Origin of the sequence: Flavobacterium circumlabens (genome assembly GCF_004345565.1) — a bacterium.
Taxonomy (GTDB): Bacteria; Bacteroidota; Bacteroidia; order Flavobacteriales; family Flavobacteriaceae; genus Flavobacterium; species Flavobacterium circumlabens.
Genome location: NZ_SLWA01000002.1, coordinates 757,367 through 770,894, shown reverse-complemented (window position 1 = coordinate 770,894; position 13,528 = coordinate 757,367). Strand labels below are relative to the sequence as shown.

Below are 13,528 nucleotides of genomic sequence, written 5' to 3'. Positions count from 1 at the left end.
CATTAGTATAAATTTCTTTATTTATTGCACTTTCCTTTTTCTTCGCAAATAACAGTAATTAACTGGTAATTATACAATTACAAACTCTATTTATATAAGTTTATGTCTATCCGCAACAATACATTTACCATTATATTAATCTTAAAAACTATTTATTATGAATACTTCAAACAACAACAAGAGCGCTGATAGTACAAAAGCATCAGATAAAAAAACTGATACAAAAGAAACTGCAGCAAAAAGCAGTAACAAGACTACAGATACAAAAAAAGAATCTGCAGATACTAAAAAAGCAACAGCAAGTAAAAAATAACCTTTAAAAAAAATTATTATGAATTTAGACGAAAGAGAGGACTACGGTCAAAATGATCCGTACACTCAGGAAAACGAAACACGATCTGAAAACCAGAATTATGATAATGCTTCCCTGGATAATAACAGATCTGATGGTGAACAGCAAAACAGCGGTCGTGATTTTAATCAAAGTGATTCCGACAATAACGAGGATTTGTATGCTAATAATCAGGAAGAAAATTCAGATGCCTTTGACGATGAGGAAGAGGATGAAGATGATTTTACCTCGAATGAGGAGGACGAAGATTCTGAATTGGATTCAGATAATGACCCTACGGAAAGCGACATCAATAAAAGCTTGTAAAATCAGTACAGAAAGCCGTCTGGATTCAGACGGCTTTTTTATGTAATAAATATTCAAGTACTGGTTTGTTTTCGAATTTAGAAATAGCGAATGGTACACCTTAAGTAATTCATACAAACAGATAATTGTATAAGGAAACTTTAAAAAAGTGTAAAAGAAATCTTTTTTAAACTTCTTAATTTTAATTACTTACAATAAGAATTAAGTAACGGACTTTATTAAATTAAATAACTAAAACAGAAATTATGGAAAATCTAACAATAACAGGAAACGGTACAGCAAAATCTTTTCTTAAAACCAATGTATCTACACTAGAAAGAATATTAATGGTGACCAGCGGTGCTTATCTTTTATACAACGGTTTATCGAATAAAAACAAAAGCATAACTAAAACAGGCGCTGGCGGAGCGATGCTTTTACGCGGAATTTCAGGGTATTGTCCAGTTTATGACGCTGCAGGACATTTGATGAACGACAAGGCTTCGAACGTTAACATCAGGTTGAGTACGGTAATCAATAAACCGGTAAGCGAAGTATTTGCTTTTTGGCGCAACCTTGAAAATTTACCTAAATTCATGAATCATCTGGATAATATCAAAACAATTGATGCGAACATCTCAGAATGGACGGCTAAAGGTCCTGCGGGAATTGGAACGATTTCCTGGAAAGCGAGAATTGTAAAAGACCGAAAAGACAGGCTTTTGAGCTGGAATTCACTTGAAGGATCGTCCATAAGAAATGCCGGAAAAATAAAGTTTAAAGATAATGGCAGCAGCACAGCACTTGATATCACTATTTCTTATCACGCACCACTGGGAATTGCCGGCGAAAGCGCTGCAAAACTTCTCAATCCGTATTTTGAAAAAATGGTAAAAAATGACATTGCCAGTCTGAAAGAATATCTGGAATCAAAATAGCAAACCCTCTGTATTCCTAAAATAATAAAATACCTGTAGAAAATATTTCTGCAGGTATTTTTGTTTTATTCCAGTCTGGTTCTTTTCTTATTCTGCTGGATTGAAATCCAATCCATTTGCAATACATTTTTGATTAATGTTTTCAATCCATCAAAGGAACTGGGTTTTACAGCGTATACCGTCGCTCCCAATTCAAGTGCTTTATCAATAGTAACGGGATCACTACTGGTGGAAAGCATGATAATTGGTAACTTTTTCAGGTTTGTATGCTGTTTAATTTGTTCTAAACATTCAAAACCACCCACTTTAGGCATATTGATATCCAGAAAAATAACTTCCGGCAAGGGGTCCGGATCACCATGTAAAATTTCCAGCAATTGCTTACCATCTTCGGCCTGGGTTAAAACAGCCGTACTGTCTACTTCCTGAAGTGCCTCTACAAACAAGGTACGATCATCGTCATCATCGTCTGCCAAATAAATGTTCCTTAGGGATTTGTTTTTCTGTAGAGCCATCTCTATATACTTTATATTGCAAAAACATAAGACAAGAATTTAGAAATCTGCAAATGTTTATATAAATATAAGCTTCTGAAAATCGTTAAACGATCGAATTATATCCGTGTAACCGGTTAATAATACTTAAAGGTACTGTTTAATCTAAGAAAAAACGCATATAATTAAATAAATATAATAGAATAGTGCAATAAATTCACAATTTTTACATTTTTATAAGTGAATCTAAGTAAATAGCAAATTATTGGTAAGAAATAAGCATTTGATGTTGAATGTGAAATGTGAGATGTGAGATGTGAGATGAAAGATGAAAGATGAAAGATGAAAGATGAAAGATGAAAGATGAAAGATGAAAGATGTGAGATGTAAGATGTAAGATGAAAGATGTAAGATGAAAGATGAAAGATGTAGATGTAAGATGTAAAATGTGAGATGTAAGATGTGAGATGTGAGACGGTTACTTTTTTGTTAAGTATTCCTATCTAACTCTCAACATCCGGTTTCTAACTCATAACTCATAACCCATAACTCAAAACTTTTAAATAATTTTCATTCTCCGGTTTCCCTGTGAGGGGCATCTACTGGTTTAGACTGAGACGAACCTATTTGTCGCAAATAAATTGAAAGTACGATAATCGCAAATATCGAAAGAAATTCACTTTGCCAATTTTGAAAAGATTCAAACCAAAACCTCGAATCTGCAATATATTGCGAAGCGGTTTCCAAAGGTTTTCCCTTTAGCGAAAGCTGTTCATTTTCATCTTTTAAACTTCCGTAAAAGTGAGCCACAAATGAGATTACAAATAATAAAAACAAGACAATCGTTAGCGAATGTTTATAGAGCTGTAAAATCCATCCTCCTTTTTTAACGGGGCCCGGAGCACCTTTTCGTGCAGCGGAAGGCTCTCTGTCCACTTCCTCTTCCTTATCAAAATCTTTAGATTCCGATGATCCTTTTTGTTGCAAAAAGATAGTCATCACTACCAGAAGTCCCATTTGTAAAAATTCACTTTCCCAATTTTCAAAAGTGGATTCTATAAAATGTCCGGTGGTAAAATAAGAGGATAGTGTTACTGATGAAGCTCCCTGCTCCATAAGTTCTTTATTATACTCTTCAAACCCAAAAATAATTTGTCCTCCCATTGCACCTACAAACAGCAAGAAGAAACAAACGGAGAGTCCGTTGTTGCGTAAAAAAGTTTTCATGATTTTATTTTTTTAAGGTATAAAGGTGAAATGATTCGTTCAAAATCTTACCTCATTGTAAGGCAATTATAGTTGTACTGTTAAACTATTTAAATTTCTCTTTTTATGCGGAATGCAATTTGGGGTATAACTTTATAATCAATCCCTTAAGACGGTTTTGATAATCTTCCATAAGCCACGACTTATAATTTTTACTGGCATTGTCCAGGCATTTTACATACTGTTTTACACGCCAGTCAATTTCCGGTTGTAAAGCTTCTGCCAATGCAATGGCCTGGGTGAGCGTTTCAGCATTGTCCATACACATTTTAGCCTGTTGCCTGATCGATTGCTGAATAACGGTCTTAGGCTTTTTATCCGTATCAAGAGCTTCCTGATAATGATCTTCCACATCAAAAGTCATTTCTAAAGTGTTTGGAAATTTGGCACGCAATTCAGCAGAAAGTGCATGCGATTGTACAGCCGAACCACCGTTAGACTGATAATGCAATTGTTTGGCAAATTCCTCGGGACGTTCGAAAACATATTTCCAGTCCACCGGTTCTTCCCAAAGTCCAAAACGCTGAATATTATTGCCTAAATCGGTAATCGTAAACGTTTTTTTAGACGGAAGCCTTCTGGATCCGCGACCCACCATTTGATGGTAAAGCGTTATAGAAGTTGTAGCACGATTTAAAATAACATTTTGTACGGAAGGCTCGTCAAAGCCTGTGGTTAGAATAGAAACGGAGGTTAAAACCGCATCTTTTGTTTTCTTAAACCATTTCAGGATTTCCCTGCGTTCCTCATCAGATGTTTTGTTATCGAGATGTTTGATCGCAATTCCCGCTTCGGTAAAAATTTCATATACCTTTTGAGAAGTGGCAATTCCGTTATTGAAAATCAATGTTTTCTTTCCGGTTGAATTTTCCCTGTAAGCCTTTAGCAATAATTCCAGCATGGGCGGAGAACTATACAATTCGTTAGAGGAACTCACTGTATAATCGCCATGAATTCCTGTTTTAAGAGAATTTAATTCTACCTCATACACATACGATTGTGGTTTGGCCAGAAAACCCTGTGCAATAAGTTCCGCAATATTCTCTCCGGTCACCAACGATTTGTAATGCTTGTTCATTGGTTTGGAAATATCAGAACTAAAAGGGGTCGCCGTCACGCCAATAACAAATGCCTTTTTAAAACTGCTCATTAATTTCCGGAAGGAATTATGATGCGCTTCATCTACTATTACGAGACCAACGTCACTCGTTTTTATTTTTTTTGATTTGATTCGGTTACGCAACGTTTCCACCATGGCTACATAGCAATCACAACCGGGTTTAAAATTGCCGCTTGTGCTGCTTATAATTTGGTTTTTGATGCCTAACTTCTTCAGTGTAGCCGAGGTCTGCGTGCACAATTCCCTGCGATGTGTCAGGATAATAGTCTTTTTTCCAAATTGCTCCATAAATCTTCTGGCAATTTCAGAAAATACCACTGTTTTTCCGCCACCCGTTGGTAACTGATACAAGAGTTTCCCGGTTTTGCCCCTTTCCATCTCATCAAAAATAATTTTGATATCCCTTTCCTGATATCCGTAAAATGTATGCTTAGGCTGCGTAATCGTTTTCATTTTGATCTGCTTTAGTGAAACCAATAAAGATAATTGGTTCCTTAATAATTTCTAATTCCTACTTTTTAATTTAATTATCGGCAAGCGAAAGCTGCGATTCCATAAACTTTCCGGTCACGATTGTTCCTTCATCATCTTCCCACTGGGTAATGACATTTTCTATCAATTCCGGCTCGAAACCTATTACTTCCATCACCTGATTTCCGAATTCCTGCTGTACTTTTTGTCCTTTCTTAAACATAATTTTTCATCATTAATGGTTATTGAATTTCTCTTGTTCACAAATCAATCCATAGTATTGTTATACTGCTTTTTTATGAGGATTAAAAGTACGGCACTGCCAATAGTCTGTTTTACATTATTGTGTTGCTATTTTTATATTATTATCTGATAGTCTGATACTTTGATCCCAATTTTAACTCTTCAAATGAAAATTTTATAAGACTGAAACCGTATTATATAAACGTTTTAAAAATGAAATAACTTCCTTTATGTTTATCCAAATAATGCAGCCATATTATGTTTTGGCGTAACAAAAATTAATTTATGAGTGACATTGCCCGCAGGTTTCCGGAGAATCCATTGTTAATGCCGAAAGATTTGAAGTCGAGCACCAGCGAATTACAGATTATCAGTCTTTTGAATCCGGGTGTTTTTGTATTTGAGCAAAAAACCTGGCTTTTGGTGCGTGTTGCCGAGTGTATTGCACAAAAGGAAGGTGTTATCTTCTTTCCGGTAATTAATGCAACAGGCAAAGTTGAAATCATAGAAATTCCGCTTAATGATCCCGATCTTGTTGCGACAGATGCCAGGATTGTAAAGTATAAGGGACTGGATTATCTCACTACTATTTCTCATCTAAGACTGGTTTGCAGCGATGACGGCATACACTTTTACGAACCTGAAAATTCACCGCCTCTGATGGGTTCCGGAATCTTGGAACAATTTGGAATTGAAGATTGTCGCGTTTCTAAAATAGCCGATACGTACTATCTTACCTATACCGCGGTTTCAGAAAATGGCGTTGGCGTGGGACTGCGTACCACCCAAGACTGGAAAAATTTTGATTCGAAAGGAATGATTTTTCCGCCTCATAATAAAGATTGTGCCATTTTTGAAGAAACCATCAACGGTAAATATTACGCTTTGCATCGTCCTTCGAGTCCGCAAATTGGAGGGAATTATATCTGGCTTGCTGAATCTCCTGACGGTATCCATTGGGGAAATCATAAGTGTATTATCAAATCGCGATTCGGGTTATGGGACAGCGCAAGAGTTGGCGCAGGTGCTGCCCCGATTAAGACAGATCAGGGTTGGCTGGAAATCTATCATGGTGCAAATGCCGAACACCAATATGGCCTGGGTGCTTTTTTAATGGATCTGGATGATCCTTCAATAGTAATTGCCCGAACTTTAGATCCTATAATGATGCCAAAGGAAAATTATGAGCTTAACGGCTTTTTCGGATATGTGGTTTTTACCAACGGACACGTCGTAGAAGGAGACAGACTTACCTTGTATTACGGTGCAGCAGACGAATTTGTTTGTGGTGCACATTTTTCAATTCAGGAAATTTTATCGGCTTTACAACCCTTAAAAGACGATGAAGAAATCCTGACCTCTCCCAGACAGAATCAGTAGCGAAATAATTCTCTGAACATTCATTCTCAAAATTTAAACTATGGAAAATAGAGAAAACCAACAAGACAATTTACCTGTAGAATTTTGGGCCTCCTACTGGAATTTAACCGCCGAACAATTAAAATCGATCATTTCGAAAATTGAAAGCAGGGATTTTATAAAAATTCAGAATTATATTCAGATTAAGTTATCCAGAGGTGGCGGCCAAACGACTTTTACGGGAATTGACAGCAATACAAAAAGCTGACATCTCCTTCTTTTAAGACAGCTGACCATAACTTCAATACAAAAGCTAAACTGCTGTATTTAAACCTTTTAAAATTCTGTAAATTCTGTAATATTAGAGTTACAATCCTGTAAATGTAACTCATTTAGTAGCGGTAAATTTGAATTACCTGATAATCAAAACTTATAATCAGGCTATTAATATTTAACCCATAATACGAAACAATATGAAAAATTCTCAGGATGAAAAGCAGAGAGATCTGTCGATCAACAAGTCTGACGGCACCAATAAGTTTCTGACTACCGATCAGGGTGTCAAAATTAATGATGACAATAATTCCCTTAAAGCAGGCGAAAGAGGTCCATCTTTATTAGAAGACTTTATACTAAGGGAGAAAATTACGCATTTTGACCACGAAAGAATCCCGGAACGCATTGTACACGCAAGAGGTTCAGGAGCTCACGGTTTCTTTGAAGTAACCAACCCAATTCCGGAATTAACCAAAGCCGGTTTTCTGCAGGAAGCGGGACTTAAAACACCGGTTTTTACCCGATTTTCTACTGTTGCAGGATCACGCGGATCTACTGATTTAGCACGTGATGTTCGTGGATTTTCAGTTAAATTTTATACACAGGAAGGAATTTATGACTTTGTAGGAAATAATATTCCTGTATTTTTTATTCAGGACGCTTCTAAATTTCCGGACTTAATTCATGCCGTAAAACCGGAACCCCACAATGAAATTCCGCAAGCCGCATCGGCACATGATACTTTTTGGGATTTTATATCGCTTATGCCCGAATCCATGCACATGATTATGTGGGTAATGTCTGATCGCGCCATTCCGAGAAGCTATCGTATGATGGAAGGATTTGGGGTGCATACTTTTAGATTCATCAATGAAGCCGGAGCATCCAGTTTTGTGAAATTACACTGGAAACCTAAATTAGGAACTCATGCCGTTGCCTGGGATGAAGCACAAAAAATTTCAGGTAAAAATCCTGATTTTCACAGACAGGATTTGTGGGAAGCTATCGAAGCGGGGAATTTTCCGGAATGGGAATTAGGCGTACAAGTCATCCCGACAGAAGACGAAAACAAATACGAATTTGATTTACTGGATCCTACAAAACTGGTTCCGGAAGAACTGGTACCCGTAACTATTGTGGGAAGAATGGTATTGAATAAAAATCCGGATAATTTCTTTGCTGAAACAGAGCAAATTGCTTTCCACCCCGGACATGTTGTTCCCGGAATTGATTTTTCTAATGATCCTTTATTGCAAGGGCGTTTGTTCTCTTACACCGATACACAATTATCAAGATTAGGAAGTCCTAATTTTCATGAAATTCCAATTAACCGAAGCATCGCACCTGTTCACAACAATCAGCGTGACGGACATATGCGTCAGGAAATTAATAAAGGCCGTGTGAGTTACCATCCTAATTCACTTGGAGGCGGTTGTCCGTATCAGGCTAAAATCAGCGAAGGCGGATTTTCAAGCTTTGAGGAACGCATTGACGCTCATAAGGTAAGAGAAAGAAGCGAAAGTTTCTCGGATCACTTCGGACAGGCCAAATTGTTCTTTAACAGTCAGACCCCGGAAGAAAAAAGCCATATCGTGAAAGCACTTCGTTTTGAACTTGGAAAAGTAGAAACTACTGCAATCCGCGTGAGAATGTTGGGATTATTATCTCAGGTTGATGCGGAACTGGCAGAAAAAGTAGCGGTTGGACTTGGAGCAACTGTACCGTCAACGCTTGAATTTCCAGTGAACAAAGGCGTTTCTCCCGAAAATGAAGGCGGAAATCAGGAACCGAAAACAGTCGAACAAGCTGTTTCTTCTTCTGAAGCATTAAGTATGATTAACAATCCAACCAATTCACCAACAATCGAGTCCCGAAGAGTCGCCATTCTTTGCTCTGACGGTGTTTCTGAGGCGGCAGTTAAAAACATAAAAAAAGCACTTAAAAAACAAGGCGCAAAAGGTTTTGTAATTGCACCCCATTTGGGAGCTGTACTTACGGATAATGACGGAGCCCTTAAGGCTGATTTCAGTTTTCTTACCGCATCATCTGTTTTGTTTGATGCCGTTTACGTTCCGCACGGATTAGGACTAAATCTACTGGCAGAAAATGACGATGCACTCGAATACCTGAATGATGCTTACAAACATTGTAAAGTTATTGGTGCAGACGGTGAAGCATCAGAATTGCTTAGTGCTACCAGTTTTGCCTCCAAAATAACAAATGACGATGACGGAGTTATTGTAACCAGTGAAGTTGCATCAGAAGCTTTTGCACAGGAATTTATTACTGCAATGACCAAACACCGCTTCTGGAAACGTGAACCAAACTTATATCTTTAAAATTTAAAAAAATAAACATGAAAAATTCAGAAAAACAAGGTCAGGTCAATGCCACTCAAGGCAAGGCAACTGATACGGAAAATATAAAAAACAATGCAAAAATCAATATTGTGGAACCGGCACCAGATGCTGCAACAGATTTAAAAGAATTGTTTGTTGACAGCCTGAAAGACATTTACTGGGCAGAAAATGCCCTGGTTGGAGCGCTTCCTAAAATGGCAGCAAATGCTACATCCCCGGGTCTTGCAAGTGCCATTTTAGAACATCTTGACGTAACGAAACTTCAGATAAGCAGATTAGAAGAGGTTTTTGATCTTGTGGGAGAAAAAGCGGAAGGAAAAAAATGCGAAGCTATGGCCGGATTATTAAAAGAAGGAGATTCTATTGTTTTAGAAACTACTCCCGGACCTGTCAGAGACGCCGGAATTATTGCTGCCTCTCAAAAAATTGAACACTACGAAATCGCAACTTACGGAACCCTGGTTGCTTTTGCAAAAACCCTGGGAGAAAATGATGCGGCCAAATTACTGACGCAAACTCTTGCAGAGGAAAAAGAAGCCGATTGTGTTCTTAATGTTGTAGCTTTAAATACTGTAAATGCTGTAGCTGCTGAATAGGAATAAAGAAATATTCCTATTATATAAAACAAACCCGACAGGTTTTATTCCGAGGCTTCGGGACTGTCGGGTTTACTATTTAAGAAATAAAAATATTATTTCCAGGGGTCCAATACTACTTTCACACAACCATCTTCCCGTTTTTTGAAAATATCATAAGCGTGTGAAATCTCAGATAATGGCAATCGATGCGTGATAATATCATCCAGTTTTACTTTTCCCTGTACTACATATTCCAGCAATTTGTCGATATGTTTGTGTGCAGGAGCTTGTCCTCCCTTTAGGATTATGCCTTTATCAAAAAATTGTCCCAGTGGAAAATTATCATAATTGGCCGGATAAACACCCAGAACTGAAACAATACCACTTCTTCTTACCGCGCTCATACAGGCTTCTAATACCTTGATAGAACCTTTTTCAAAATTAACGGTTGCCTTGATACGGTCTCCCAAATTTCGATCTGGCTCAAATCCAACCGCATCAATGCAGACATCTGCTCCTCGTCCTTCTGTTAACGAACGAATATGTTCCACTACATCTTTAGGTCCATCCTCCCATAGAATAGTAGTACAGCCTGTTGTCGTTTTGGCTTTATCCAGTCTGTACTGAAGTGTGTCAACAACTATAACTTGTGCCGCACCTCTTAGCCAGGCACTTTTTGCCGCCATGAGACCTACGGGACCCGAACCGAAAATTGCTACCGTCTCTCCTCCTTTAACTTCTCCCCAATCGACTCCGGTATACCCTGTCGGGAAAATATCGGTTAGAAAAAGAACCTCCTCGTCGCTCAGATCTTCGGGAACTATTCGGGGTCCATAATTGGCATACGGAACCCTTACGTATTGTGACTGACCTCCATCATAACCTCCGTACAGATCGGTGTACCCAAAAAGGGCACCGCCTTTTTCGGTTGCTATTCCACCTTCCGGACCATAATTGTCAGGATTACTGTGTTCACAATTTCCTGGAACATCGTGGTTGCAGAAAAAACAATTTCCACAGGCAATAGTAAACGGTACTACTACCCGATCACCTCTTTTTAAATGGGTTACCTCAGAACCTACTTCTTCCACTATTCCCATAAATTCATGTCCTAGCACCATTGGTCTTGGCTGTGGAAAACCTCCTGAATAAATATGCAAATCAGATCCGCAGATTGCGGTAGAGGTTACGGTAAGGATGATATCATCTTTGGCTTTTAGTATCGGATCATCGACTGTATCATATTTGATGGATCCTGGTCCGTGTATAACTGCTGCTTTCATAATTCTTTTTTTTAAGATTAATAAAAACCTAATTAACTATTAATAAATCACTTAATCTTACAGCATATCTACCAATTCTTACATAAACATCACAGCTGGTAATGATATAAACTTAAAATTTTACGGTGTAAACTTTTTACATTGAGGTATTTTACTTTTGGATTTATAATGAAAATCTGGATTCGTTCTGACCAAAAATTTTAAAAACAGTATCATGACTAAAATAGCAGATCAACTGAATAACGGTAGTATTTCATCCGGAGAAAATGTGTCGTTTTGGATTAACTCGACTTCCATCATCGCTTTTAATACACCCGATCAAAATAATGATACAGAAGTACTTGTTACAGGCATCGGAAAAACAAGCCGTACCACAGCAAATTTGACCTGCGCGCTCGACGACCGTTGTATTACCTACTTATTAAATAATCAAATTCTTTTTCGATGAATTTTCATATTATACTTCAAATCCTAATTTCTTCTGTCGCTGCAACTTCTGTAATGACATTATTTAGTTATGCCGTTTCTATGAGTGCACGGGAAATTTACAAAGAGCCCCTATTACTCACCTATATTCTTACAGGACTTCATTTAAAAGTATCACCAAATCTCAAAACTGTCCTGGGATGGATTTTACATTATTTAATTGGTCTTTGCTTTGTAATGGGATATCACTTTTTATGGTTCAATGAATTCCTGGAGGTTTCATGGGCTGCCAGTATTTTACTTGGAATAATTAGTGGCATTATCGGAATTATCAGCTGGGTTATTTTATTTGAAATCGTTCCTCAAAAACCAAATATCGATTTTAAGGGTTATTACATTCAACTTTTTGTAGCACATGTAATTTTCTCTGTTATTGCATTCCTGGTTTACAAATTGTTTCTGTAAATTATTCCTTTAAATAATTAAAAACCCCTGTATCTTTAAAGATGCAGGGGTTTTTAGTAATAGTACTCTGTGTTTACTATTTAGTTCTGATCGCCTTCAGTGGCATCAAAATTAATAGTGTTATAAGCAGCTTCAGTAAGTGTTACATCCGCTTCTTTTTCTTCGTTTAGCGTTTGAACCAATAGTGCAACTGCTTTGTCTTCACCCAGCGTTTTGGCAAATGCTGCAAGTGTTCCGTAAGTAGCAATTTCGTAGTGTTCAATTTTTTGAGAGGCAGCAATAATTCCTGCATCACGAACAGCACCAATTTCAGTTTCTTCCATAATTCCTTCGCCTTCTTTGATCAGACCTTCCATCGCATCACATTTTTTGGCTGTGGCTTTTTCTCCAACTGCTGCAAAAACTTCTTCTAATCTGGTTACCTGACCCTCTGTTACTTTTAAATGATCATTAATTGCATCAATTAAATTTTGAGAAGTTGCATTTTTAGCCATTTTTGGCAATGCTTTAGTCAGTGCTTTTTCAGCCCAGTAGATATCCTTTAAGGAATCAACAAATAATTCTCTTAAACCTTCGGCTGCTGAGGACTTCGCTTTTACTGTTCCTTTTGGTGTTGTTGTTTTTGCAGTTGTTGTAGCTTTTTTTGCTGTTGTTGCTGTTTTAGCTGTTGTTGCTGTTTTAGCTGCAGTTGTTTTTTTACTGGCTGTTTTTGTATTTGAATCTTTCATGATAATAATTTTTAAAATTTGTTATCTCAAAATTAGACTTACTTCACAGCATTTGCTTATATAATTTCAGCTCAATATTTCAATATTTAAACTTCTATAAATCAAGCAGAAAGACAATTAAATTATGTAAAAAAGTGAGACAATTATGTGAGTTTTACAGGATACCTGCCATTACATTTGGATCAGTAAAATTTTACAAAAAAAGTAAATTTTTTATTGAAAGTATAGCGAGTCTGTAATAATAAAACATTTACCAAAAAAGTAAGTAAAAACTCCGCTTACTTTTCTCATCAGGCACTTGTTATAAGTTTATAAAACGAGTCCGTATTCTTAATGGAATATAAATATTGATCTATCTATCACTCTCCTGTTTCAAAAGCATTCGTAAAAAACATCTACGCATCGCCTTAAAACAGTAGAAAAATTCTTATTTTTTAGAAATTTCTATTTCAATTTTTGCCTTTGTTTTCAATTTTTTTTTCAAAAATTCAACCTTTTGCTTATGTGGGAATTATATAACTTAAAATGAAAATTATATAAATATTAGTTAATTACTCTATTTACATTCAAACCATATAAAGTAGTACAATAATTACAATAAATAACATTGCAAAAATTAACATATTGATTTACAGATATTAAAAAAACAAGTAGAATTTTCAAAAATCTTAAAAAGCCCCCCCACAATTGAAAAAAAAAATGTTCCTCATGTTACTTTTAATTTCATTTTTCACCTATTCTCAAAACCCTCCTCCACCGGGTCTGCCTGATGATCCTGTTGTAGTTCCCATCAATAAAATGCTGCCTGTTTTGCTGGTAGCGGGTTTAGTTTTTGGAATCTATGTGGTTAACAAGAAAAGATGATTGTTTTTACTTAAAAAACA

General features: G+C 36.8%; 16 protein-coding genes. 10 read left to right on the top strand and 6 right to left on the bottom strand.

All coding sequences use genetic code 11. The features are described from left to right. Positions 1 to 157: 157 nt before the first annotated feature. From EV142_RS24025 to EV142_RS07845, 3 genes are all read left to right on the top strand, one after another. Positions 158 to 313, top strand: a complete 156-nt coding sequence (locus EV142_RS24025) for a hypothetical protein (protein WP_158286309.1) — start codon at positions 158 to 160, stop codon at positions 311 to 313. 18 nt (positions 314 to 331) lie between these two features. After that, entirely contained in the window at positions 332 to 658 is a 327-nt protein-coding gene (locus EV142_RS07850) for a hypothetical protein (protein WP_132034196.1), read from the top strand. Between the two features lie 245 nt (positions 659 to 903). Then, positions 904 to 1,575 (top strand): YgaP-like transmembrane domain, encoded by a 672-nt coding sequence (locus EV142_RS07845; protein WP_132034194.1) that lies wholly within the window; start codon positions 904 to 906, stop codon positions 1,573 to 1,575. A 65-nt stretch (positions 1,576 to 1,640) separates the two neighbouring features. On the opposite strand, the gene EV142_RS07840 is transcribed toward EV142_RS07845, so the two are convergent. The 4 genes from EV142_RS07840 to EV142_RS24140 form a co-directional block, all read right to left on the bottom strand. Next, entirely contained in the window at positions 1,641 to 2,090 is a 450-nt protein-coding gene (locus EV142_RS07840) for a response regulator (RefSeq protein ID WP_132034192.1), read from the bottom strand. Positions 2,091 to 2,639: 549 nt separating this feature from the next. Then, positions 2,640 to 3,296 carry a DUF6766 family protein gene (locus EV142_RS07835; RefSeq protein ID WP_132034190.1) on the bottom strand — a complete coding sequence of 219 codons (657 nt, stop codon included), beginning with the start codon at positions 3,294 to 3,296 and terminating at the stop codon, positions 2,640 to 2,642. Between the two features lie 103 nt (positions 3,297 to 3,399). Then, the gene (locus tag EV142_RS07830) at positions 3,400 to 4,908 is read right to left on the bottom strand and encodes a DEAD/DEAH box helicase (RefSeq protein WP_132034189.1); all 1,509 of its coding nucleotides are present in this window, start codon (positions 4,906 to 4,908) and stop codon (positions 3,400 to 3,402) included. 70 nt (positions 4,909 to 4,978) lie between these two features. Then, on the bottom strand, positions 4,979 to 5,149 hold the full coding sequence (locus tag EV142_RS24140) for a hypothetical protein (RefSeq protein ID WP_164502523.1): 171 nt from the start codon (positions 5,147 to 5,149) through the stop codon (positions 4,979 to 4,981). 305 nt (positions 5,150 to 5,454) lie between these two features. Between EV142_RS24140 and EV142_RS07825 the strand changes: the two genes are divergently transcribed. From EV142_RS07825 to EV142_RS07810, 4 genes are all read left to right on the top strand, one after another. After that, positions 5,455 to 6,549: a glycoside hydrolase family 130 protein gene (locus EV142_RS07825; protein ID WP_132034187.1), complete on the top strand. Its 1,095-nt coding sequence runs from the start codon at positions 5,455 to 5,457 to the stop codon at positions 6,547 to 6,549. A 40-nt stretch (positions 6,550 to 6,589) separates the two neighbouring features. Next, a complete protein-coding gene (locus tag EV142_RS07820) occupies positions 6,590 to 6,796 on the top strand; it encodes a hypothetical protein (protein ID WP_132034185.1) in 207 nt (68 codons plus the stop codon). Between the two features lie 205 nt (positions 6,797 to 7,001). Then, entirely contained in the window at positions 7,002 to 9,143 is a 2,142-nt protein-coding gene (locus tag EV142_RS07815; protein ID WP_132034183.1) for a catalase, read from the top strand. Between the two features lie 17 nt (positions 9,144 to 9,160). Beyond that, positions 9,161 to 9,760, top strand: coding sequence for a YciE/YciF ferroxidase family protein (locus EV142_RS07810; protein ID WP_132034181.1), 600 nt, complete (start codon positions 9,161 to 9,163; stop codon positions 9,758 to 9,760). A 95-nt stretch (positions 9,761 to 9,855) separates the two neighbouring features. On the opposite strand, the gene EV142_RS07805 is transcribed toward EV142_RS07810, so the two are convergent. After that, on the bottom strand, positions 9,856 to 11,025 hold the full coding sequence (locus tag EV142_RS07805) for a zinc-dependent alcohol dehydrogenase (RefSeq protein WP_132034179.1): 1,170 nt from the start codon (positions 11,023 to 11,025) through the stop codon (positions 9,856 to 9,858). A 214-nt stretch (positions 11,026 to 11,239) separates the two neighbouring features. On the opposite strand from EV142_RS07805, the gene EV142_RS07800 reads away from it, so the two are divergent. Beyond that, positions 11,240 to 11,473 carry a hypothetical protein gene (locus EV142_RS07800; protein ID WP_132034177.1) on the top strand — a complete coding sequence of 78 codons (234 nt, stop codon included), beginning with the start codon at positions 11,240 to 11,242 and terminating at the stop codon, positions 11,471 to 11,473. Further along, entirely contained in the window at positions 11,470 to 11,916 is a 447-nt protein-coding gene (locus EV142_RS07795) for a hypothetical protein (protein WP_132034175.1), read from the top strand. Before EV142_RS07800 ends, EV142_RS07795 begins: the two co-directional genes overlap by 4 nt. 80 nt (positions 11,917 to 11,996) lie before the next feature. Here the strand turns inward: EV142_RS07795 and EV142_RS07790 are convergent, their stop codons facing one another. Next, complete coding sequence (locus EV142_RS07790; protein ID WP_132034173.1) at positions 11,997 to 12,644, bottom strand: YciE/YciF ferroxidase family protein; 648 nt, start codon at positions 12,642 to 12,644, stop codon at positions 11,997 to 11,999. Positions 12,645 to 13,352: 708 nt separating this feature from the next. Here EV142_RS07790 and EV142_RS24020 point away from each other — a divergent pair. After that, positions 13,353 to 13,508, top strand: a complete 156-nt coding sequence (locus tag EV142_RS24020; protein ID WP_158286308.1) for a hypothetical protein — start codon at positions 13,353 to 13,355, stop codon at positions 13,506 to 13,508. The last annotated feature ends 20 nt before the right edge of the window (positions 13,509 to 13,528 follow it).